At 56.1% G+C, this 24,906-nt stretch carries 13 protein-coding genes, 1 rRNA gene and 1 pseudogene; 8 read left to right on the plus strand and 7 right to left on the minus strand.

Annotation, left to right across the window (positions count from 1 at the left end; translation table 11 throughout):
* A 5S ribosomal RNA gene (rrf, locus tag ACX0MV_RS06955) occupies positions 1-81 on the plus strand; the annotation flags it as partial.
* A 146-nt stretch (positions 82-227) separates the two neighbouring features.
* Here rrf and queD read toward each other — a convergent pair.
* The 5 genes from queD to ACX0MV_RS06980 form a co-directional block, all read right to left on the minus strand.
* A complete protein-coding gene (queD, locus tag ACX0MV_RS06960) occupies positions 228-584 on the minus strand; it encodes a 6-carboxytetrahydropterin synthase QueD (RefSeq protein ID WP_458981784.1) in 357 nt (118 codons plus the stop codon).
* A 101-nt stretch (positions 585-685) separates the two neighbouring features.
* The gene (locus ACX0MV_RS06965) at positions 686-1,831 is read right to left on the minus strand and encodes a catalase family protein (RefSeq protein WP_458981785.1); all 1,146 of its coding nucleotides are present in this window, start codon (positions 1,829-1,831) and stop codon (positions 686-688) included.
* Between the two features lie 47 nt (positions 1,832-1,878).
* Positions 1,879-3,750 (minus strand): di-heme-cytochrome C peroxidase, encoded by a 1,872-nt coding sequence (locus ACX0MV_RS06970; RefSeq protein ID WP_458981786.1) that lies wholly within the window; start codon positions 3,748-3,750, stop codon positions 1,879-1,881.
* Positions 3,751-3,899: 149 nt separating this feature from the next.
* Positions 3,900-4,505, minus strand: coding sequence for a hypothetical protein (locus ACX0MV_RS06975; RefSeq protein ID WP_458981787.1), 606 nt, complete (start codon positions 4,503-4,505; stop codon positions 3,900-3,902).
* 15 nt (positions 4,506-4,520) lie between these two features.
* The gene (locus tag ACX0MV_RS06980) at positions 4,521-6,155 is read right to left on the minus strand and encodes a methyl-accepting chemotaxis protein (protein WP_458981788.1); all 1,635 of its coding nucleotides are present in this window, start codon (positions 6,153-6,155) and stop codon (positions 4,521-4,523) included.
* Positions 6,156-6,446: 291 nt separating this feature from the next.
* On the opposite strand from ACX0MV_RS06980, the gene ACX0MV_RS06985 reads away from it, so the two are divergent.
* The gene (locus ACX0MV_RS06985) at positions 6,447-7,277 is read left to right on the plus strand and encodes an undecaprenyl-diphosphate phosphatase (protein WP_458982328.1); all 831 of its coding nucleotides are present in this window, start codon (positions 6,447-6,449) and stop codon (positions 7,275-7,277) included.
* A 55-nt stretch (positions 7,278-7,332) separates the two neighbouring features.
* Positions 7,333-8,298, plus strand: a complete 966-nt coding sequence (locus ACX0MV_RS06990; protein WP_458981789.1) for an alpha/beta fold hydrolase — start codon at positions 7,333-7,335, stop codon at positions 8,296-8,298.
* 73 nt (positions 8,299-8,371) lie between these two features.
* On the opposite strand, the gene ACX0MV_RS06995 is transcribed toward ACX0MV_RS06990, so the two are convergent.
* Positions 8,372-9,958 carry an ABC-F family ATPase gene (locus tag ACX0MV_RS06995; RefSeq protein ID WP_458981790.1) on the minus strand — a complete coding sequence of 529 codons (1,587 nt, stop codon included), beginning with the start codon at positions 9,956-9,958 and terminating at the stop codon, positions 8,372-8,374.
* 477 nt (positions 9,959-10,435) lie between these two features.
* Here ACX0MV_RS06995 and ACX0MV_RS07000 point away from each other — a divergent pair.
* From ACX0MV_RS07000 to ACX0MV_RS07020, 5 genes and pseudogenes are all read left to right on the plus strand, one after another.
* Positions 10,436-12,585: pseudogene (locus ACX0MV_RS07000) on the plus strand (type I secretion system permease/ATPase).
* On the plus strand, positions 12,582-13,997 hold the full coding sequence (locus ACX0MV_RS07005; RefSeq protein WP_458981791.1) for an HlyD family type I secretion periplasmic adaptor subunit: 1,416 nt from the start codon (positions 12,582-12,584) through the stop codon (positions 13,995-13,997). Before ACX0MV_RS07000 ends, ACX0MV_RS07005 begins: the two are co-directional and overlap by 4 nt.
* A 127-nt stretch (positions 13,998-14,124) precedes the next feature.
* On the plus strand, positions 14,125-14,568 hold the full coding sequence (locus ACX0MV_RS07010; protein WP_458981792.1) for a hypothetical protein: 444 nt from the start codon (positions 14,125-14,127) through the stop codon (positions 14,566-14,568).
* 203 nt (positions 14,569-14,771) lie between these two features.
* Entirely contained in the window at positions 14,772-18,815 is a 4,044-nt protein-coding gene (locus ACX0MV_RS07015; RefSeq protein ID WP_458981793.1) for a calcium-binding protein, read from the plus strand.
* Between the two features lie 18 nt (positions 18,816-18,833).
* Positions 18,834-23,453: a calcium-binding protein gene (locus ACX0MV_RS07020; protein ID WP_458981794.1), complete on the plus strand. Its 4,620-nt coding sequence runs from the start codon at positions 18,834-18,836 to the stop codon at positions 23,451-23,453.
* 236 nt (positions 23,454-23,689) lie between these two features.
* On the opposite strand, the gene ACX0MV_RS07025 is transcribed toward ACX0MV_RS07020, so the two are convergent.
* A complete protein-coding gene (locus ACX0MV_RS07025) occupies positions 23,690-24,694 on the minus strand; it encodes a LacI family DNA-binding transcriptional regulator (RefSeq protein WP_458981795.1) in 1,005 nt (334 codons plus the stop codon).
* Positions 24,695-24,906 lie beyond the last annotated feature (212 nt).

Below are 24,906 nucleotides of genomic sequence, written 5' to 3' on the forward strand. Positions count from 1 at the left end.
CATACCGAACTCAGTAGTGAAACGATGCATCGCCGATGGTAGTGTGGGGTTTCCCCATGTGAGAGTAGGTCATCGTCAAGCTTCTAACACCAAACCCCCCATCTGCTTACGCAGATGGGGGGTTTGTCTTTGGGCTGCGAAAAAATGCCGCAATAGATTCGACTACACTTAGCTATTTCCGAGGCGTTAAAAAGCCACCCTTGGGTGGCTATTGTTTTGCTGTGCCATCAGTCGCCGCGGTATTCGCATCCACTGGTGCATGTCTCATGTATTCGGATGCGTGAAAGCTCTGGGAGCAGAGGCTTGAGCTCCTGCCATATCCACTTTGCAAGCACCTCACTGGTCGGGTTTTCCAGGCCGGGAATGTCGTTCAGATAGTTGTGATCCAACTGCTCGTAAAGCGGTTTGAAGATTGCTTTAATCTCTGAAAAGTCGCGAATCCAACCCGTGTAGGGATCAACTTCACCTTCGATATACACCGCAACGCGGAACGAATGACCATGCAGGCGCCCACATTTGTGGCCTGCGGGGACATGAGGAAGGCGATGAGCTGCCTCGAAAATAAACTCTTTGAACAGTTCCACAATGGTCTCTCTGCAAATACGCCTCTCACTAGAGGCAGCTCGATAGACCGCAATATTACCAGCTAGGGCGCTGCTTTAACCAATGGATGGGCTTACCGCGGTCAGTCAGATGCGCCTTGGCTGTTTCTGTCGAGCCGATAGGCACTCACTGCTTCATAAACAGCCTTCCTTAAGCGATTTATACCGCCAATTGGTCGGTGTTCTGGTAACGAGTGCCAAGGGTTGAAGGAGAGGTTGTCGCAGAAGAGATTTTGCTCGCGACTGTCGAAGTCTTGGCCTGGGAGTCGAATGTCGGCGACTGTCTGGTAATCGGAAATCGATTCCTCCCATTCAACGCTTGGGTCTTCGATAGGCATGTAATGAGCGGCGTTTTGCCGCTGCACTTGCAGAGCAAAACAGGCCGGCATCCGATCAAGAGAGAGTTGCTGATACAGCGAATTGCGCAAGAAATTGGGTAGATCCCGGTTTTGTTCTGCCAGCTCGTAGCGTGGGCAGTTTTCCGGAGTCGGGATGACTCGATACTTGATATTAAGAGGACCGAGTTTAAAGGGTGCGATGGAATTGTAGGTTGTCAGAACAGGGCTTTCAGGTGCGGGTGACAGGGTTTTCAACGCAATGATCAAGTGGCGAATTTCCCAGCTACGCGGGTCCCAGCTAGGCAAAAAGGCGAGAATCTTCTTGCCTTCCGCTTGAGCAGCAAAGTTGCTCTTGTACTCCGCGACATCGCGAACGAAGAATGTCGGGTGATTGAACATGACAAAGTCTTGTTCAGTAGCATGGCGAGCGCTTTGAGTGAGTTTTAAAGCAGGCACATCCAGCAGCTTGATAGCCATGCCCCGAGCATCTCGCGCGCGATCAAATTGCGGGTACGCATTGCCATTGGACAAGCGGACCCAGGCTTGCCAGGTTTTGCCGGGTTCGCTGAAAACACCATGTCGTAACGCATTGTCTATGTCAGCGCTAACGGTTACCTGCGCCTTTACGCAACCATGCGCCTTGGCGTGGGCATCGCGTAGTACCCGGGTGTTATCGCGGTGTTGTTCCACGACGCGAATGGCGTCTTCGATGATGCTTTGTGTAAGCGCAGGCTCTTCCGGTGGAATCTGTTCCTCGCTTGAAACAGGCCCGGAGAACTTCCAGGCGTAGTAGGCTGCCCCGATGGCCCACCCTGCTAAGGCGATAAAAAGAAGCACCAGTAATAATTTGCCGAGCAAGCGGCCGAACGAGAGCCAGAGCTTTTTGATCATGTCGAGCAATCCTTGTGGTTGTCCGTTACGCCAACTGTTGAGTTGCGCTACTGACACGCTGGGCCTGGAGACCAGGCTTTCCCTTCGATATTTGCCAATTGCGCTTCTAGCTTGGCATCGCCCAATACTTTCAGATACTCCACCAGCGCCCAGCGCTCATGGGGCTGTAGCGCCCTGCCAATAACGCCATCCTGGCGACAACCTGCACGAAACTCATGGCCGCGATTGCTGTTACCGGTAATCGAGGTGTCGAATAAGAAGGCACCTTTAAAAGGTCCGGTATCGAAGCCGACTTGGCGGGGGTTGAATTCAAAATTGCCAACCCAGAATTGCGACTGTCGCTCGGAAACAGGGGAGAGCAACTGAAACAAGGTAGGGACCGAGCCATTGTGCAGAAATGGTGGAGTGGCCCAGATACCGTCCAACGGGCGAGCTTTGTATCCGCGCTTTTCCTGTACGCCGATGGGCAGGCCGAAGCCGTCCATGCGCGCGCGTTCATTAGCTTGAATACCGGCATCCCGATAGGCACGGTTTTCAACATAGGCAGTGATGTAAGCCAAGCCCTTCGCGCTCGAAACATTTCGCAGATCGACATCATCCAACGTCGACCCGAACAAACGTACATCCAGATTGCTCAGTTCACTTTTGCTCCAGCCGAGTCGGCTGATGTCGAAGCGATGATCGGCGATATTGTCTGCGGTGGTTGAATCCGTGCCCACGATAGTGGTCGGTACAACGCGCATCTGCCACTCGGGATCGCGCTGCGGGGCGTAGCGCTTATCGAGAGGCTTCGGGTTCGGCGCATGGCAATAGGCGCAGTTTTCATTGAATAACGCTCGACCCTGGCTGGCCAGTTCAATATCGACCTTGCCAAAAACCGCCTCCGGCCAACTCGGCGGTTTGAGCTGCTTAAGCGTTTCTTCCAGCGTGTACAAATCCCGCAGGCGTACGCTGGAGACGTAACGGTCCGCTTCGGCGACAGGTTTCCCATCGGCAGTGAGCAGGTGGACAGTCGCGCCAACCCCGAGCGCTTCGCCAACATTGCGTGCCATGGGCTGCATGGCCGATCCATTCCACTGGACCCAGTCAAATTTCCAGATGTCCCAGATCTGCGGGTAACTCACCGGCGCATTGGCGACGCGGTAGTTGCTTTGATCTATTGCATCGCCAAACACCGTATTGGCGATGCGACCAAAGGCATCGGTGCGGCCAAAGCCTTCTTCGGTAGGGTACAGCCCGCGATGCCAATCGTTGAATGCGGTACCCAGCATACGATCCAGCACCACCTTGAAGTCGCGTCTGAGCTGGGCGTGGCCTATCTCGTACTGATCACCCAACACCGCTTTGGCGAAGCGTTTGAACTTGAACGGGTTGTAGTACGTGAATGCCATGCTCATGCCGAGTGCCTGGCCGAAACTGCCGCCTTTCAAGGTCGGCACGGTGGACGCCAGGGAATGCAGCGCTGCACCGCCATCAATGCGTACTGCTTGACCTTGATAGCGCAACTGTCCTGTATGACAGGCCGCGCAGCTTATGTCGAGGTACTCGATGCCGCTCTCGTTGTCTGCGTGACGGGTGAAGCCGACAGGCAGATTGGCAGGGTTGAGCGCGGACGCCTGTTGTTGTGGATCAACGAGAAAGCCGAAACGGGCCAGGTACGCAGGGTCGGCAAATTTATCTGCACTCATCGGCATTTCAAGAGCTGCGAACCACTCATAGTGCAACCCTTTAACCTGAGTTCCTTGGGGGGTGTAGTAAAACGTTTCGCGCGCCTCAGAGCTCCATTGATCCAGGTAATGGAGTTTTTCCGGTTGTTGGTAAGTGGGCAGGTTGGGGTTGGCCACGAAGTACAAGGCAACACCAAGAGCTGCAACCACGAGGAATATGAGCCCATAAAGGGCCGAGCGAAGCACGCGCATATAAACATCCTTGTAGCTTTTTATTGTTGGTCTTTATGCCAATAGAAGCGCGCAATGGCAAGCTGCCATTATTTGGCGGCGGTGGCCTTTGATTGAACCCGCTTGGCTTTCATCGACGCTTAATCAGCCCCTGAACCACGCATATCCACTCAGCAGTTAAGGCTGTCTGCCTGGCGGTACAGCATGAGCAGTTTATGGGTGATGCTTTGCTGAATATCGTCGCGCTCGAAGCTGGAAAGTCGTGTAAGGGCACTGACCTGCAGGCGGTGAAGGTGGATATAAGGCATCTGTTGATCGAACTCGCGCAAATCGCCCTTCATCATGATGGGCAGAAAGACATCTCCGGCCTTTTTCTGATTGCTGATGATCTGTGCAAGCGCAGCTTTGAACGGCATGGTCTTGGGGGCGGGGCCGCCACCTTTTATGTGGGTGGTCAGCAACAGGCCCGGTTTACCCAGCACCGCGCCGGGCAATACGCACAGTCCGGTTTTGCGCACAGCGTGCATTTCTATGCCATGCAGGGTGTCGTGGAAGGCATAGGGGTTGGGCAACACCACCATCTTGCGGCCCATATCGCTTGGGAAGTGCAAGTTGTAGTTGGTGTAGAGCTGCCGCACCGACTCCGAATATACGCAGAGGCGATTTTCGAACAGCTTGATAAAGCGCTCGGCGAGTTCGCGTCGAGCGATGTTGTCCATGTCCCAAATAAGATCCTGGTTTTGCGGCTTACTGAGGTCAACTTCTTGATGTTCCATGCTGCAGGCTTTTCCCTAGACGCGAAATTGACCGAGTAGCTTGTTGAGTTGCTCAGCCAGTTGCCCCAACCGCTGGCCGGCCGTGCTGGATTGTTCGGCAGCCATGGCATTGTTATGGGCCAGGCCGGCCGCCTGGGTAACATTCTGGTTGATATCTTCGACCACGTGGGACTGCTCCAGAGTGGCACTGGCGATGGAAGCATTCAAGCCAGTCAGGTTGCGCAGCGACTGGGTGATCTGGCTGAGGCTTTGCCCGGCCTGGCTGGCCTGCTCGATGGTCAGTTGTGAAGCACGGCTGCTTTCATTGATGACTTTCACCGCTGCCTCCGAGTTGCCCTGCAGGCGCTCGATCATGCCATGGATTTCTGCCGTGGATTGCTGCGTGCGCTGGGCCAGCAAACGAACCTCATCGGCCACCACTGCAAAGCCTCGCCCTTGGTCGCCCGCGCGGGCGGCCTCGATGGCGGCATTGAGGGCAAGCAGGTTGGTTTGTTCGGCAATCGAGCGAATCACCTCGAGGACGCTACCGATTTGCGTGCTTTCCTGGGCCAGGGTCTGGATTACCTCAACCGCCTGATCGATGGTGCCGGACAACTGAGTGATCTGCCGCAGGCTGGCGTCAATGTTCTGCTGGCCCTGGGCCGCTTGCTCTTCAGCGGTGCGCACCTCGGTCGATGCGTGCTCGGCGTTCTTCGCCACGTCTTGCACGCCGTAGGTCACCTGGTTGACGGCAGTAGCGACCAATTCCATCTGCTGGGATTGTTGTTGGCTGTGTTGCCGGGCCTCGTCTGCAACGGTGCCCAGTCCCCGTGCCGCCTGATCCAGCGCACCGGCGGATTCCAGCGACTGGCGAATGACGTATCGCAGCTTCTCGGTAAAGGCATTGAAATGGCCCGCAAGAGCAGTCAGCTCGTCGCGTCCTGCGCTGTCCAGGCGACGGGTGAGGTCGCCTTCGCCGCTGGCGATACTGGCCATGGCGTCGACGGCTTCTTGAAGGGGGCGAGCAATGCTGCGGGCGATCAGCGTTACTAGCACGCCCATTAGCAATGCGATCGCGAAGCCGATGCCAAGCGCACGCAGCGCCTGCGCCTTGAACTCGACGTCTACGTTATCAGTGTAAACGCCGGAGCCAACGATCCAGCCCCATGGCTGGAACAGCTCGACATAGGAAATTTTTGGCACCGGTTCGCTGGAGCCCGGTTTTGGCCAGCGATAATCAACCTGCCCAGCGCCTTTTGCTTTGGCGATCTGCACCATGTCGTTGAACAGCGCCTTGCCGTCCGGGTCCTTGAAGCCGGAGAGGTTCTGCCCATCGAGCTTGGGATTGGTCGGGTGCATGATCATCGTGGGCGTCAGGTCGTTGATCCAGAAGTATTCCTGGCCGGCGTAACGCAGCCCCCGGATGGCATCTTTCGCCTGCTTCTGCGCGTCGTCACGGCTTAGGATGCCCGCCGTTTCAAGGCTGTGGTAGTGCTTGAGAATGCCAGCTGCGCTTTGCACGACATGCTGGGTCTTTTCCGCTTTGGCTGCGAACAGATCGCCATGGATTTGCTGCAGCATCAGCGCACCAAGACTGAACAGCATGACAATGGCGACGACCAGAATGAGCAACAGGCGGCGACTGATAGCGAGGTTGCGAAGGCTGTTCATAGGGGCGATTCCCAGTTTTTATTGTTCGGGGGCAAGCTATTTGTAGATCAAGCGGCGCCAGGATCGGCCCTTGGTGAACGCCTGTGTTCGACTACCGACGGCATGAATGACGCGGTTACGCCGAAAGAGCCTAGTTCTCTGATAGCATTTCGGCCCGAAGTCGGCAAACCTGAGCGCTATTCGACATTGCCGTCGATTTGCTCCTTGGTATTAGCTGAAAGAAAAATGCGGTACGTCGCCGCGCAGTCGTTAGATTTTCCGTGCGGTGATGCTGCGCGTAGAGGAGTTTTGATGGATTTGTGGGCGGCCATGCAGGCCTTTATTTTGGGCGTGGTGGAGGGCATCACCGAGTTTCTGCCGATTTCGAGCACCGGACACCAGATTATCGTCGCGGACCTCATCGGCTTCGGCGGCGAGCGGGCGATGGCGTTCAATATCATCATCCAGCTCGGAGCGATTCTTGCGGTGGTCTGGGAGTACCGGCGCAAAATTCTGGAAATCGTGATTGGCCTGCCGAAAGAGCGGCAGGCGCAGCATTTCACCCGCAATCTGTTGATCGCCTTTTTCCCCGCCGTGATCCTTGGTGTCGCATTCGCCGACCTGATTCACGCGTACCTGTTCAACGCCGTCACGGTTGCGACCGCGCTCGTGGTCGGTGGCGTCATCATGCTGTGGGCCGAGCGACGGACCCACCTCGTGAAGGTTGAGACGGTCGACGATATGCATTGGAGCGACGCCCTCAAGATCGGCTGCGCACAATGCCTGGCGATGATTCCCGGAACCTCGCGTTCTGGCGCGACCATCATCGGCGGCTTGTTGTTCGGGCTGTCGCGCAAGGCCGCCACCGAGTTTTCGTTTTTCCTGGCGATGCCGACCATGGTCGGTGCAGCGGTGTATTCCGGCTATAAGTACCGGGATCTGTTCCAGCCTGCCGATCTGCCAGTGTTCGCCATCGGCTTCGTTACATCCTTTATTTTCGCCATGATCGCCGTGCGCGCGCTGCTCAAGTTCATCGGCAACCACAGCTACGCGGCTTTTGCCTGGTACCGGATCGGCTTTGGTTTGTTGATTCTGGCCACCTGGCAGTTGAACCTGATCGACTGGAGCACGGCCCAGGGCTGAACAGGGGCAAGCAGGCTCGCTGTTGTCGCTTAAAAGCTCGACCCAAGGAGGCTCTATGAGCGGCTTCGACCACCAATTGCTCGACGTCAACGGTATTACTCTCAGCCTTTACAGCGCCGGTCCTGCTGAAGGTCGGCCGCTTTGGCTGCTGCATGGTTTTCCCGAGTGCTGGTACTCATGGCGCAAGCAGGTCGGCCCTTTGGTGAGTGCCGGCTATCGGGTACTGATTCCGGAGATGCGTGGCTATGGGCAGAGCGGTGCGCCGCATGAGCCAGCGGCCTATGATGTGGTGACTATCTGCGCCGACATCCAGGGCGCGATGGATCAGCTGGGTCAGCGGCAGGTCTGCGTCATTGGTCACGATTGGGGCGCCCCCATCGCCTGGCACCTTGCGCTTCTTGAGCCCGAACGGGTCAAAGCCGTGGTCGGCATGGCCGTGCCCTTTGCAGGGCGACCCAAGCAGCCAGCCATTACCACCATGCGTCAGCTGTATGCCGGGCGCTTTCATTACATCCTGCATTTTCAGCAGCCCGGCGTCGCCGAGGCAGAAATGGACGCCGACCTGCCGCGGACGCTGCGCATGATGATGCACAACACCTCGGCCGCTGTGCCTCGAGACTTTTTCCTGCAGGAGAAACCCGCTGACGCCGGATTGTTCGATGGCATGCAGGACCCCGGCCGGTTGCCTGACTGGTGCGATGAAGAAGCGTTTGCCCGCTACCTGGACACCTTCCGTGGTCGTGGCTTTTACGGTGCGCTGAACTGGTACCGGAACTTCGAGCGTAACTGGCAGCGCACCGAGATTCTGGCGGATCGCCAGGTCGAGCAACCGGCATTGTTTCTGCTTGGCGACCAGGACCCGGTTGGGACGCTGGAGGCTTACACACTCAAGCAAATGCCCAAGCGCGTGCCACACCTGGAGCAGCATGTGGTGAAGGCGTGCGGGCACTGGATTCAGAGTGAGCAGGCGGGTCAGGTCAATCAGCTGCTGCTGGATTTTCTGAGTCGCCATTACCCCTGAGCAACGGCTCGAGCGCATACGAAAACGCCCCGTTCACATCGCTGCGAACCGGGCGTTTTCATAAGTGCAGCGCTTAGACGATCACGCCCTGACTGCGCAGGTAATCATCGTAGGTACCGCTGAAGTCGGTGATGCCGTTGGCCGATAGCTCAATGATGCGGGTGGCCAGGGAGCCGACGAACTCGCGGTCATGGCTGACGAAGATCAGCGTGCCCGGGTAGTTCTCCAACGCCAGGTTGAGCGCCTCGATCGATTCCATGTCCAGGTGGTTGGTCGGTTCGTCCATCACCAGCACGTTGGGCTTTTGCACGATCAGCTTGCCAAACAGCATGCGACCTTGCTCACCGCCGGAGATGACCTTGACAGACTTGAGGATCTCATCGTTGGAAAACAGCATGCGCCCGAGGGTGCCGCGCACCATCTGCTCGCCCTGGGTCCACTGGCTCATCCAGTCGAACAGTGTCACGTCGTCTTCGAAGTCGTGGGCGTGGTCCTGTGCGTAGTAGCCCAGCTCGGCGCTGTCGGTCCATTTGACGCTACCGGCGTCCGGGGTCAGTTCGCCGACCAGGGTGCGCAGCAGGGTGGTCTTGCCGATACCGTTGGGGCCGATGATGGCCACACGCTCGCCGGCTTCAACCTGGAAGCTGAAGTTCTTGAACAGCGGCTTGCCGTCGAAGCCCTTGGCCATTTTCTCGACCATCACGGCCTGGCGGTGCAGCTTCTTGTTCTGCTCGAAGCGGATAAACGGGCTGACGCGGCTCGAAGGCTTGACCTCGGCCAGCTGGATCTTGTCGATCTGCTTGGCCCGCGAAGTGGCCTGCTTGGCTTTCGAGGCGTTGGCCGAGAAGCGGCTGACGAAATTCTGCAGTTCGGAAATCTGCGCCTTCTTCTTGGCGTTGTCCGACAGCAGCTGCTCGCGGGACTGGGTCGCGGCGGTCATGTACTCGTCGTAGTTGCCAGGGAACAGGCGCAGCTCGCCGTAATCCAGGTCGGCCATGTGGGTGCAGACCGAGTTCAGGAAGTGACGGTCGTGGGAAATGATGATCATGGTGCTGTTACGCACCGTCAGAATGTTTTCCAGCCAGCGGATGGTGTTGATGTCCAGGTGGTTGGTCGGCTCGTCTAGCAGCAGCACGTCCGGATCGGAGAACAGTGCCTGCGCCAGCAGTACGCGCAGTTTCCAGCCAGGGGCGACTTCGCTCATCGGACCGAAGTGCTGCTCCAGCGGAATACCCAGGCCAAGCAGCAGCTCGCCGGCGCGTGACTCGGCGGTGTAGCCGTCCATCTCGGCGAACTCGCCTTCGAGCTCGCCAACCTTCATGCCATCTTCTTCGCTCATCTCCGCGAGGGAGTAAATGCGGTCGCGTTCGGCTTTGACCTTCCACAGCTCTTCATGACCCATGATCACGGTGTCGATCACGCTGAATTCTTCGTAGGCGAACTGATCCTGGCGCAGCTTGCCCAGGCGTACGTTCGGCTCCAGCATCACCTGGCCGCCGGACGGCTCCAGATCACCACCGAGAATTTTCATAAAGGTCGACTTGCCGCAGCCGTTGGCCCCGATCAGGCCGTAACGGTTGCCGTTGTTGAACTTTACGGACACGTTTTCAAATAGCGGCTTGGCGCCGAATTGCATGGTGATGTTAGCGGTGGAGATCACGAATCTGAGTCCAGATAAACGGGCGCACGTGCGCGAAAGGGGCGCGATTGTAGCGGTTTACGGCCAGGAAGGGCAGCGGATGGGACAGGCGGCGAGCTGACAACGTGCTAAGAATTTACGCGCTGAGCAGTGAATGGCGGCTTCTTTATAATCAACTTTATACAACTGATCACAAGGACCCTTAAAGTTCGACGTAGAGGAGTAGCGATTTTCATCGCTGTGTACATCAAGCGATAAAGCATACTCAGAGTCTGCCAGTACGATCAGCCCCTCCGTCGAGGATCGCGGTGATATAGCGCATATACCAGCTCTGAAGACGTTAATGCTTAAGGCCCCACTTACAAATGAGACCGCTTTCACAATTGCTCGGAGACGCTCTATCTCGGTACTCACGTAACTTGCAGGGGTCTCTGTGATGCGCTAGTTTCTCGGGTCAAACGACCGTTTGCCTAACGGTATCTGTGCCAAGGATTGCTAATGACAGATGAACACCCGGGAATGGGTGCTACTCCTACCGTGGATAGCGGCCTTGCTTGCTTGGTCATGCTCGCGCGTTTCCACAACGTCGCTGCGTCACCTGAACAACTCGCCCACGAATACGCCGAAGACGGCCGCCTGTTTGGCCGTGCCAAATGCTGTTGGCTGCCAAGAAACTCGGTCTCAAAGCGAAGTCTGCACGCAGTTCTCTATCTCGTCTGAGCCATACACCACTGCCGGCGATTGCCGCAGACAGCGAAGGGCGCTTCTATATCATTGCCCGCCTCGATGATGGCAAAGCGCTTATTCACGACCCGCGGGCACAGCGTCCCGAGGTGTTGAGTTTCGAGGAGCTGGAGGCGCGCTGGACCGGCGAGCTGATCCTGATCCGCTCCGAAGCCTCACTTGCCGGCGACCTGGCGCGTTTCGATTTCAGTTGGTTTATCCCCGCCATTGTTAAGTACCGCAAGCTGCTCGGCGAAGTGCTGCTGGTGTCGTTCGTGCTCAATATTTTCGCCCTGCTCACGCCGCTGTTTTTCCAGGTGGTGATGGACAAGGTGCTGGTGCACCGCGGCCTGACGACCTTGGATGTGATAGCCATCGGCCTGCTCGGCATCATGATCTTCGAGACGCTGCTCAGTGGTTTGCGCAGTTATGTTTTTGCCCACACCGCCAGTCGCATCGACGTGGAACTGGGCTCGCGCTTGTTCCGCCATCTGGTAACCCTACCGCTGGCCTACTTCCAGGCGCGCCGTGTCGGCGACTCGGTTGCACGCGTACGCGAGCTGGAAAACATCCGCAGCTTCCTCACCGGCAACAGCATCACCCTGATTCTGGATGTGCTGTTCTCGGTGGTGTTTATCGCCGTGATGTTTATGTACAGCGGTTGGTTGACCCTGGTGGTGATTTTGTCGCTGCCGCTGTACTTCATCGTCTCTCTGCTGATCACGCCGGTGCTACGCGCCCGCCTCAACGAGAGCTTTACCCGTGGTGCAGAGAACCAGGCCTTTCTGGTGGAAACCATTAACGGCATCGACACCCTGAAGTCGATGGCAGTTGAGCCGCAGATCAACCGCAAGTGGGACAACCAACTGGCCGGATATGTGGCTGCCAGTTTCAAAACCCAAACCCTCTCGACCATCGCCAATGAAAGCGTTGGCTTTATTGGCAAGCTGGTGACCGTGACCACTCTGTGGCTGGGCGCGCGCTTAGTGGTTGAGGGTGATCTAAGTGTCGGTCAGTTAATCGCGTTTAATATGCTCGCTGGCCGGGTATCGCAGCCGATCATGCGCCTGGCTCAGCTGTGGACCAACTTCCAGCAGACCGGCGTTTCCGTACAGCGCTTGGGCGATATTCTGAATACCCGCACCGAGTTGTCTCAGGATTCACGCAGCGCGCTGCCGCCCCTGCGTGGCGATGTTGAATTCGACCAGGTGCACTTCCGCTATCGTCCAGATGGTTCCGAAGTGCTGCGCGGTATCAGTCTGACCATCCAGGCGGGTGAAGTAATTGGCGTAGTGGGGCGCTCCGGCTCCGGCAAAAGCACCCTGACAAGACTATTGCAGCGCCTCTATACCCCCGAGCGCGGCCGGGTGCTGGTGGACGGCATGGACCTGGCCCTGGCCGACGTGTCTTCGCTGCGCCGGCAGATCGGCGTGGTCCTGCAGGACAACATGCTGTTCGCCCGCAGCATCCGCGAGAACATTGCCCTGGTCGATCCTGGTACGCCCATCGAAGCGGTGATGCATGCCGCCAAGATGGCCGGCGCCCATGACTTTATTCTGGAGCTGCCCGAAGGCTACGACACCGTCGTTGGCGAACATGGCGCCTCGCTGTCCGGTGGCCAGCGCCAACGTATCGCCATCGCCCGCGCGCTGATCGGCAATCCACGCATCCTCATCTTCGACGAAGCGACCAGTGCTTTGGACTACGAGTCCGAGCGCATCATCCAGCAGAATATGCAGGCCATCTGCAAAGGTCGCACGGTGATCATCATCGCCCACCGACTGTCTGCCGTACGCGATGCCAACCGTATTCTGGTAATGGATCGCGGCCAGATCGTCGAGCAGGGCAACCATGCCGAACTGTTGGCCCATCAAGCCGGGCACTACTCACGTCTTCATCGCCTACAGCAAGGCGGTGCGGCATGAGCGCCAAACGCGACTTGATGAACCGCTACCGGCAGGCCTGGCGACATTCCTGGAAAAACCGCAAGGCCATGGACGCACCTGCACGGCTAAATCATGAAGTGCAGTTTCTGCCGGCTGCCCTGGCGCTGCAGGAGCAGCCTGTTCACCCGGCGCCACGTATCATCCAGTGGACGCTTATGGTCTTCGCTGCCCTGGCCCTGCTGTGGGCCTGTGTCGGCGAAATTGATGTGGTGGCCACCGCCAGCGGCAAGATCGTGCCCAGCGGTAAGAGCAAGGTTATCCAGCCTAGTGAAGTGGCGGTGGTTAAAGCCATTCACGTGTACGACGGCCAGCAGGTGAAAGTCGGTGACCTGTTAATTGAACTGGACACCAGCATGACCGGCGCCGATGTCGAGCGTCTCAACAGCGACCTGCTCGCCGCTCAGGTCGACAGCGCCCGCGCCCAGGCACTGCTCGATGCCATTCAGCATAACCGTGCTCCGACAAGCTTGGCGCAACTGATCCCTCAGGCCAGCGCCGAACAGCAACTGGCGGCGCAGCGCTGGCTGCAAGGCCAGTACCTGGAACTGCAAAGCACTCTCGAGCAAAGCGCCGCCACCATCGAGCAACGCACTGCCGAGATCCAGGCTGCACAGAGCACGGTAGCTTCACTTGAACTAAGCCTGCCTATTACTCGCGAGTTGGCTGCTGACTACAAGCGCCTGCTCGAACGACAATTTGTCGCCAAACACGCCTACCTGGAAAAGGAACAGATCCGCCTCGACCAGGAGCGCGAGTTGAGCATCCAGCAATCGCGTGTACGCGAACTCACCGCGGCGAAAAAGGCTGCGCAGAGCCAACAAAACAGCGTAATCGCCCAGACCCGCCGCGCCATGCTCGACCTGCAGCATGAGTCTCAACAGCGCGCCGCTGCACTCACCCAAGAGCTGAAAAAGGCTCAACAGCGTGACAGCCTGATGCGACTGACCGCCCCAGTGGATGGCACCGTGCAGCAATTGGCCATACATACCAATGGCGGCGTAGTCACCGAAGCCCAGCCGCTGATGGTTATCGTCCCCAGCGACCAGCCTGTGGAAGTGGAAGCCATGCTTGAGAACAAAGACATCGGCTTTGTGAGGCCAGGTCAAACCGTCGAGATCAAGGTCGAGACATTCAGTTTCACCAAGTACGGCGTAATTGATGGCGTCGTGCAAAGCATCTCCAACGACGCCATCGAAGATGAACGCTTGGGGTTGGTGTATAGCGCGCGGATACAGCTAAAGAAGAACACGATTCAAGTGGGTGAGAACTTGATTTCGTTGTCACCGGGTATGGCAGTGAGGGCAGAAGTGAAGACGGATAAGAGGAAGGTGATTGATTACTTCCTTAGTCCGTTACAGCAGTACATGGACGAGAGTTTGGTTGAGCGTTAAGTAACGATGTCTTTCTATCTGCTCTTTATGGTTAATAAGGCAGAAGTTCAGTCTGCAAAGCAGTCTTAATCGGATTAAGAGATTTAACTTGAGATTTTTAATTAGTTAATATGGGGTGTTGGGAAATATGGACTTGGTCTATCAATACAGGGTCTGGTTGCGCTTTGTACTGACTGGAGTGCTGTTTGCATTTTGGGTTATACAGTACGAACCATCTGGCTCTCTAAGATCTCAAAGAATAGTCACTGAGCGCGTCGGGTTTGCTAGCTATCAAGCTATCTACATAATTACTGAGACCGATAAATATGCAGTTCTTTTTGCAGACGATAAAGTTAGAAGCTTTCTTCGAAGCCTAAAAAAAGGCGATGTTTTGAATGCCGTTGTTAGGCAGGACAACGGAATAGTTGAGGCTCACTTCAATGGGGAAAAAATATACGGGCAAGAAAGTTATAGAAGAGCCAAGGATGTCGACAAGAAAATTGGGCAGCAAGGGATGTCTATAACTTTCCTATTGTTACTCCTCACCTTTCTGATTAAGAGCAGGGCGCCAAATGAGCGAAAAGCTAACTAATTTTGCAGATATAGTAACTTCTGTTGTTAAATTTGAAGTCTGGGACTACAAGTATGAGGGTGGTGTTTATTCTGGCACATCTGATAGAGCGGTTGTCGATCTAGCGGATGTAACCCTTGGGGTCGCTAACGCACTCAAAGACTCAGATTGGTTGAAAAAAATGGGGGGGGGCAGCGTCAGCTGCATCTTTCGCGTATTCTTCGATGGACGCTGTCAAGAAGGCACAGGCTGGCACTCTGACTTCTATGGAGCTTGGGGCGTTTATTATAGAGGCAGCATCTTTTGCTTCGGGTTTATATACGCTCGTTATGAGTTCAGCCTCGAAGGTGCCATTGCCCTATGCGCGCACTCTTAGCGTTGCATTGGCATTTGCTTCAACGGCTATGGATTACATTGTAAACACTGGCACGGTTGATGAAAACGCAAAGCAGAAAGCTGCGGAGATTGCTCAAAAGCAGGCTGAATTTGAAGCAAAGATTGAGCAGCTAAACCAAATTCAAACCGCAGCTATTACAGAGCTAAATGAGAATGTTATAGATATATTCTCCAGTTTTGCGGAGCTTTATGATCCTGCGAAACAGAAATTGGAAATTCTATCCGACTACCACGAGGGGGCTGGTAGAACCTCGTCTCTTATTGATAAGTTTACTCGTGACATGGTGGCAGAGATCAACGATTCCGGGATTCTTACCAAGGGAGAGACCGCGAATTTGCTGGCAATGTTCTATCAGGACTTCGATTGGCTTAATACTCTGCGTGGTGAGGGAGTTGAACTTGGGCTTGCTGAGGGATGGTATAACTTCATTGTTGATGATATTTCCGCAAAACTAGAGTCCATAGTTTCAGTATATAGAGATAAATTCGAGACAATTCTTTCGCGGGACGGCTTTCTGTTGGGGTCTTACTCCAGTGACGGTAACGACTTCATTCTCGCCTCTGGCGCAGCGGATGTGCTAGACGGTGGAAAAGGCGACGATACCTTCGTGCTGGATGGTATCGCTGAGCACAAGTTTATCTACGACCCCCAAGGTAACAACAGAATTCAAGTAAATGGGTCTCTAGTATCTGAGATTAAACGATCAATTGGAAATGATGCTGCTGGGGGCCTGTCTTATTTGGACGATGCGCGTAACGTTTACACCTTGGTGCCTTCTAGTCGAGGTGCGGCTTTCGATTTAGTTATCTCTCTCGCATCGGGCGGTAAAGTCACCATAATTCGCTGGAGCGAATCCCAAGGATCATTCGGTCTACGCCTTAGCGGAGCCGAAGAGACTGAAAAACCTGCCCAGCCGGAACAATCTTCATCTGCATTCGTTGTAGGTAACGGCGTGCTTGATAAGCACTCTTGGTTTGATTCAGATGGCAATGAGATTACCGATAAGCTTAAGGTTTTATTTACATATGATGAGCGTGAGGATTCTGTCGGCGAGAAAGATGATGGTGATTTTGATCACGATCAATCTTATATAAATGACAAGGAAATTGTGTTTGACGTCACTGCTTTGGAGGGAATGGGGCCTGCAAGTAACATTGATTTTGAGGGGGCTGATCATAATGACCGCCTGACTGGTAGTAATGGTGCGAACCGTTTAGTTGGGCGTGATGGGGATGATTTTATAGACGGTCGTGGCGGCGTAGATCTACTTGTCGGTGATGATGGGGACGATTACATACTTGGCGGTGAAGGGAAAAACTTTATCTTCCTTGACAAACTTGATTCGAAAGACACTGGGGATGGTAGTGACTTTGGCCAAGGCGGATCAGCGCAAGACTATATTAGTGCTGGTGGTGGGGATGATGTTATTGATGGTGGAGAAGGCGAAAATTTCCTTGCTGGGGGGGCAGGTAAAGATACCATTAGGGGGGGGAGTGGGGTTGACCGGATCTTTGGTGACGGGTACTTGGAGTATATTGAAGGCACCAATGAATATGGCGTCACTAGTCATTTACAACAGGATCAATCATCTTCTAAAGAAAAGTACGATGATGTAATTGATGCAGGTGATGGTGATAATGAGGTAGTTGGAGGTGCTGGTTCTGATCGGATCTTAACTGGATCCGGTAACGACTTGATCCATGCAGATCTCGCGTTGATAGATAGTTATGGAGAGCTTCTACGGGATACCTATGTCGCTTTGCCCGCCAATTTGCATGGAGACGATATTGTCGACTCAGGGGCTGGCGATGATCGGGTCCAAGGGGGGGGCGGCAACGATGTCATTGCCGGAGGAGAAGGCAGGGACCTGCTCTGGGGTGACGAAATCGACGGCGATGATTCGCAGATCGTTGGTAATGATGTGCTTTATGGGGGGGGCGGGAATGACCAACTCGTGGGAGGTGGTGGCCAAGACCATCTCTACGGCGAAGACGGCCAGGATAACATCTGGGGCAATGCGGGCGATGACGTTCTCAGTGGTGGGGCGGGCAATGACAATCTGTTAGCTGGTGACGGAGACGATTCACTAGATGGGGGCGCTGATAGTGATGAGCTTCAGGGCGGCAATGGTGATGACTCCCTCAAAGGCGGTAGTGGTGATGACCGTCTCTTTGGGCAGAACGGCAACGATGTGCTCCACGGCGACGCTGGCAATGACGAACTGGTAGCCGACAAAGGTGATGACACCCTCTATGGTGGTGATGGTGATGACCGCCTCTTTGGCATGGCGGGCAGCGACTCCCTGCACGGGGGAGAAGGAGATGACTGGATTCAGGACTGGATCGATGCCAGCACCTCCGATGAAAACGTGCTGCGTGGCGATGGCGGTAAAGATGTACTGATCAGCAGCAAGGGGCAGGATACGCTCTACGGGGGAACGGGAGATGACCACCTGCAGGGCGGTGCCAGTAACGACGTGCTCTATGGCGGGACCGGCGGTGATGTTCTCTTTGGAGAGTCCGGTGAAGACAACTTGGTTGGTGGAACCGGTGACGATCGCATGTATGGCGGCTCCGGTGACGATACCTATGTGTTCGATAGGGGCGACGGGTACGACTACATCCTCGACAATACCGGAGAGTTGGTTCTCGTCTTCAACAAGGGCGTCACTAAGGACAATCTTATTGTTCAGCAAAGCCCGAACACGACCTATATCCACTATGGCCTGAACGACAAGATCGCCATAGCGAACTCTTCCTTGATCAATCTGCGAGAGGTTCGCTTTGTCAACGGTGAAACCCTTGATATCGAAGGCATTGGCCAACTGATCCAGTCTTCGCGGCGCAAAGGGGCGACCACTCTGTCGGAACTCGTATCAACCGGATTCAGTCTCGGAATTTCCGCTGATACGTTCGGCTGGTTTGGCGGGCAGCTACTGGGCGTTAGCTCCAGTGGTGGTGTGCTAGATCTGAATAACCCCGCCAGTTGGTTGGCCAGTGGCGCCATCTCTCTGTCGGGCCCGCTGCTCTATTACAAGGATGCGAATGGAAACATTCTCGCGCCCGTTCCTGACGCCAACGGCAATCCGCAGGTTCCCGCCAATGCAGTCACCGAGTACGTCCTTTGGCCAGATGGATCTGTAAGCACACAACAGGCCATTAAAACCGGTGAAGGCGACCTTAAATCCGCAGACCCTAATGCGAACCAGCCTAGCCCAGGCGGTGCAGCGGGTGACACTTCCGGTGTCGACACCCAGGATGAGGTAATCAAGGGCAGTGAGGGGGACGACAACCTGTCAGGCAATGCTGGCAGTGATCTAATTCGAGCTGGTGCCGGCAATGACAACGTATCGGGTGGCTTAGATCACGACCTGATTTTCGGAGAGGCCGGTGACGACACTCTCAATGGAGACTCCGGTGATGATGTGATCAATGGCGGTCAAGGCAATGACATCGTCAACGGCGGTGATGGTCATGACATCCTCTCCGGCGCTGATGGAGAGGACCAGCTTGTTGGTGGTGCAGGAGATGACCAGCTCGCGGGTGGCAAAGGCACTGACATTTTGAAGGGCGGTGCGGGAAATGATACCTACCAGTTTTCTCTAGGGGATGGCACTGAGTCCATTGACAACTTCGACCCGTCCAACGGCCGCGATACCCTGGCATTCCAAGAAGACATCTACCCAGAAGATGTGAGCGTTCGTCGGATCAACAACGACCTGATACTGAGGGTGGTCGGCACGAGTGATAGCGTCACCGTGCAAGGCTTCTTCGAGAACGACGCGACCACCTCTAAGTCCATAGACCAAGTGACCTTTGCGTTTACCGGGACTACTTGGTCGATTGAGGACCTCAAGCGCATGGCCCTTTAGGGCACTGCCGAATCCGAAGTGCTGATTGGTTATGAGTCTTCTGGAGACATCATCAATGCCCGCGGAGGAGATGACCGTGTGCTCGGCGGTGCAGGCGCCGATACACTAAATGGTGGGCAGGGAAGTGACGAACTAAACGGCGGATTGGGCAACGACACCTACTTGTTCGGTGTGGGGGACGGTGCAGATCGCATCATCGATATCGCTGGAGAGTCGAATATACTGCGCTTCCTGGAGAGCGTCTCAGTAGATCAAGTCAAGGTCCGACGAGTAGCCAATGATCTGGTCCTGAGCCTTTCAGGAGGCTCTGATTCGGTGACGATGACGGGTTTCTTCGCCAACGGAGCAGCGAACCTTTCCAGGGTTGAGTTCGCCGATGGCACATTCTTGGATTCGGAGGCACTTAAGGCCCTAGCCCTGATCGGTACCGATGCTTCCGAAGAGTTGATCGGTTATGAGAGTAACGATCTTATCCAAGGCGGGAAAGGCAATGACCACCTGCAAGGACTGGGCGGCAGCGATACTTATGTCTTCCAACAGGGTGACGGGCAAGATGTGATCGTCAACCAGGACGCAGGATCAGCTTCGGTGGATAGCCTGAAGTTCGGTGCCAGTATTCAGCCTGCCACACTAACGGCAAGCCGAACTGGCCAGGACCTCGTACTGGCGTATAGCGCCACTGACATGCTCACCATCAGAGGCTTCTTCGATAATGACGGCGATTCGCCGGCCTCGATCGATCGCGTTGAATTCGCTGATGGCACGCTGTGGAATAAGCAAGACTTGCTCAACTTGGTCCTGCAAGGCACGGTTGGCGACGACACGGTGTTGGGTTATGGGAGCGGCGACCAGTTGGTCGGTGGCAAGGGCGACGACCTGCTCAAGGGCCAGGGTGGCAACGATACCTATGTCTACCGAGCAGGGGATGGCCATGATGTGATCGACGAACTGGCCGGCTTCGATACATTGGTGCTCGCCGATCTGAAGCCCAACCAAGTCATTTTGCGCCGCGAAGGCAATGATCTACTGGTGAAGAACCAGGCCGATGGCCAAACCATTCGAGTCCTGAATCATTTTTCCTCGACTTCCAAGGCTGCTACCGCTGCAGCGCTGGAGCAGGTCCGCTTCGCCGACGGGACGACTCTGGATACAGACGGCATTGCTCTGGCCACCCTGGCTGGAACTGATGGCGATGACGTGCTCAACGCCCACCCGGACGCCGACTTTATTGAGGCCTTGGGCGGCAATGATAAAATTCACGGACTTGATGGGGATGATGAAATCGACGGCGGGGCTGGCGACGATCAGATCCTTGGCGGGGATGGCAACGATCTCATGTTTGGCGGATCGGGTATCGACGTTCTCGACGGTGAGTATGGCGATGACGAACTTCGCGGTGGCGAGGACAACGACACGCTGAATGACTTCTCCGGCGATAACCGACTGTTTGGCGAAGGTGGTGATGACACGCTCAGCGGATACGGTCTTCTGGACGGTGGCGACGGCAGCGACGTGCTGGAAGGTTCGGGTACCCTGATTGGTGGCGCAGGCAACGACACCCTAAAAGGCCAAGGCTTCGACACCCTGCAGGGCGGCGCTGGCGACGATCTGATTGAGGCATACAGCAATGCGTGGAATCAGGGCACTAATACTATCGAGGGCGGTACTGGTAACGACACCATCTACGGCTCGTTCGGTGAAGACACCTATGTCTTCAACTTGGGCGATGGTAACGACCTGCTGATCGAACGTCGTGCAAACGAAGCTTTTAGCAACGTTGAGCCGACTGCCGATACCCTGAGCTTCGGTGAAGGTATTGCCGCCAGCGATTTGAGCTTCCACCGTCGTGGCCTGGACATGATTATTGAGCATGCCAACGGCACTGACTCGATCACTGTGCAGAACTGGTTCAAGGAGCCCAACGATCACTTCAAGCTTGAGCATTTCGTGTTTGCCGATGGCAGCGAATTGAGCCAGGCCGAAGTAGAAGGGCAAGTGATCTGGCACGGTACCGAGGTTGCGGACAGCTTTATCGGTTACCGCGACCTCAACGACAGCATGCGTCTTGGCGCGGGTGATGACAAAGCCTGGGGCCGCGCCGGTGATGACGTGATCCATGGTGAGGGTGGTAACGACTATCTGGACGGTGAGGCTGGTGACGACACTGTCTATGGTGGTGCTGGAAACGACCAGTTGATGGGCGGTGTTGGCAGTGACCAGCTTTTCGGCGGCACTGGCGACGACAAGTACGTCTACAAGTTGGGCGATGGTGTCGACACTATCGACAATACCGGTGGCGGCAATGATGGCGTGTTCTTCAGCGGTGGTATCGATGAGGAGCGTCTGACGTTTACCCGCGATGGTGATGACTTGTTGATTCTGGTGGACGGCGATGCAGAGCAATCTGTGCGTGTGCAGGGTCACTTCCTGGGCGGCGACAAGGCCATCAGCTATGTTCAGCCCGATGGCGGTTTCCTGATTAACGCCACACGTATCGCCCAGATCGTTGCAGCCGGCAACGTGCCTGGCGGCTTCGATACTCTCGTAGAAGGCACTGCGGCAGGCGAGCAATTGGCCGGCGGTCAGGAGCGCGATTTGGTACGTGGTCTCGCGGGTAACGACACCCTGTTTGGTATGGGCGGTAACGACCAAATTGAAGGCGGTGACGGCAATGATTACCTGTCCGGCGGCAACGGCTCGCAGAGCGGTTCGGGTGATGACATCCTGATCGGCGGCATTGGCAACGACGTGCTCGACGGTGAGGATGGCGATGACCAACTAACCGGCGGCGCAGGTGATGATAAGTACTACTACCGTGCCAACGGCGGTGTCGATGTAATCGACAACTCCGGCGGCGGTTTCGACGGCGCCTTCTTTATCGGTATCGCCCGCACTCGCTTGAGCTTCCATCGCGAGGGCGACGATCTGCTGATTCTGGTGGATGGTGATCTTGAGCAGCAGGTAAAAGTAACTGATCACTTCTTGGGTGGTGATTTCGCCATTGATTATGTTCAGCCTGATGGTGGTAGCTACATCACGACTGCTCAGATTGTCGGCCTGTTGACTGCGCTGCCTGATGGCGGCACTGGTGAGCCGGGCGATGGTGGCAATCCCGGTGATGGGGAAGAGCCGGGTGATGGCGGTACCAATCCAGGCGGTGGAGACCAGCCTCCAGTTGCAGGTGTTGGCGGTGATGATGTTCTCACCGGAACTGCAGCCAATGAGGTGCTGATTGGTGGTGCCGGTAAGGACACCCTCAACGGCGGCGCAGGTAATGACCGGTTGCTGGGTGGCGTTGGTGACGACACCTATGTCTACACAGCCGGCCAGGATGTGCTTGAAGAACTAGGTGGCGTCGACACTCTGCGCTTCGCGAATGGCATTACCTTTAACCAGGTGGCTTCTGGCTTGGGCAAGTCGGGTAACGACCTCGTCCTCAAAGTGAATGGCAGCACTGCCAACCAAGTGACCCTGAAAGACTTCTTCCTGGGTGGCGACAACCTGGTTGAAACCATCAGCTTCGAAACGGGCGGACAGTTGACTGCATCGCAGATCTTTGGGGCATTTGGGCTGCCTGTACCGACAGCACCTGCTGCAGCGTTTGACAGTGTTGTGCAGGGCACCAGTGGCAACGATGCTGCACTGAATGGCACTGCTCAGCGTGACTTGCTGCAGGGCTTCAATGGCAATGATCAGCTTTCTGGTGCTGCCGGTAATGATCGCCTTGAGGGTGACAACGGCAACGATACGCTCAACGGTGGTGCCGGGAACGACACCCTGTTCGGTGGCCGTGGCGACGACACCTATGTGTTCGCTGCGGGTGGTGGCCAGGACGTTATCGATAACATCGGTGGCGGTTTCGACACCTTGCGCTTCGACGGCATTGCCTTCAACCAAGTCTCCAGTGGGCTGATGAAAAGCGGCAACGATCTGGTGCTTAAGGTCAGCGGTGGCAGCGATCAGGTCACCCTGAAGAACTGGTTCTTGGGCGGTGACCATGTTGTTGATGTGATCAGCTTTGCCTCAGGCGGCCAACTAACTGCAGCTCAGCTGTTTGGCGCGTTCGGCCTGACTAACCCTGATACCGCGGGCTCGCCGAACTACCAGGGAGTGCCGGATGAACGTGCCTTCGGCACCATCCTGGCGGGGCAGGCGGGCGATCAGAGCATCATGGGTTCGTCCGATGCTGATCTGATTGACGGTGGCGCCGGTAACGACAAGCTGCGCGGCGGCAAGGGTAATGACTACCTGCTCGGTGGCGACGGCAGTGATACCTACTACTTCGCTGCGGGTGATGGTCAGGACAGCATCAACAACTTGTCCAATACTCCGGCTGACAACGACATCCTGAGCATCGAAGGTATCACTCGTGACAACCTCTGGTTGTCGCGCCAAGGCGACAGCCTGGTGATTGACGTCCGGGGCTCGGAAGACAGCGTTACCGTGCAGGATTGGTATGCAAACTCGGCCCAGCGTCTGGATGCCGTCCAGGCAGGCGGTTCGACTTTGTACGCCAACCAGGTCGACAACCTCGTCAGTGCTATGGCCGCCTTCGGCGCGCCAGCAGGCGGGGAAATCAACCTGAGTCAGGTGCAGCGTGACCAACTCAACGCGGTCATCGCAGCAAACTGGCAGTAGTACAACGCGCTAACAAACAGCCCGCCTTAATGGCGGGCTGTTTGTTTGTGGTAGTTATTAATCTTGTTATTGAGTTGCTGTTCGCCAACGCCACCAGGCAGCCCGAGAACCTCAGGCTTTGAGTGTTATTGTCGCTGCGATTGTTATCCCCGACATGGAGTCACTTAGAGACTCGTAAAAATTGGGCTGGCGGCTATCGCGCCTACTACCGGTTATCACCTTGAACTTACCCCGGACTAACGGACCACAGCTGCAGTGCTAGCGCGTATCACCAATTCAAAGGGCAGGACCAGGTGCCGCGAGGGGAGGGGCAGGTTTTCCGACACGGCCACCAGCATCTCTACGGCATGCCGGCCAAAGTCCTCGGCGGGTTGGGCGATGGTGGTCAGCGGTGGGTCGCAATAGGCGGCGAATGAGATGTCATCGAAGCCTGCCACCGAGATGTCCTGAGGAACGCGCAGCCCGGCCTGGCGGATACGCTGGATTGCGCCAATGGCCATTTCATCGTTCTCACAGAAGATCGCTGTCGGCCGGTCCGGGTGTTCAAGTAATGCGGTGGCGGCGGCGTAGCCCGACTGCAGGCTGAAATTTCCGCGACACAGCAGGCTTGGATCCGGCTCGATGCCGGCGCAGCGCAGCGCGTCTTCGTAGCCGGCGATCCGTTCGCGAGTCAGCGGGCTGCCCTGCGGCCCCTTGATCAAGCCGATGCGTTGGTGGCCCAGGCTGAGAAGATGCTCAGTCATGGCGCGGGCGGCGGCACGGTTGTCCAGGCTGATGGTTGGGCAGGGCGCATCGTCGAGCACTTCGCAAGCGTTCACCATCGGTGGCAGGCCTTCGCCATGCAGACTTGCCTCTTGGAACGGATTGAAGGCCCGCAACTGGATCACGCCGTCGGCCTGGTGCGCATGAACGAGTTCGGCATATTCCGTTTCCACTTCTTCGCGGCCGAGGGTGTTGCACAGCAATACGCGGTAGCCGAATGCCTGGGCTTTTTCCTGAATGCCGCTTATCACCCGGGCAAAGAACACGTTGGCGATCGCCGGTACCAGAACCACCAGATTGCGGGTTTTACGCGAACGGAACTGAACGGCCATCAGGTTCGGCCTGTAACCGGCCTTGTCGACGGCGGCGAGAACTCGTTCGCGAGTATCCGGCGACACTACATCCGGTGTTTTCAGCGTGCGCGACACCGTGGCGACAGAAACGCCGGCAAGTTCGGCAACCTTGCGAATGTTTGACATAGCCCCTCGTCATCGAACCTTGGTCAAGCTCACTGCCGGCATAGATAGAACGCTGTTCGGTCAGCTCAGCGGTATTGGCGGCTAGCTTACCGCAGCTAGATTCAACCACACGCATGGCTGTCGAGCGCGCTCGTGCACTGCCAGAAGATTCAGAATGACGCCCTGCACGAGCCCCGTTCGGTTGACATCACATTTCACTCTGCTAGATTCAC

Source organism: Pseudomonas cistanchae (assembly GCF_054483635.1).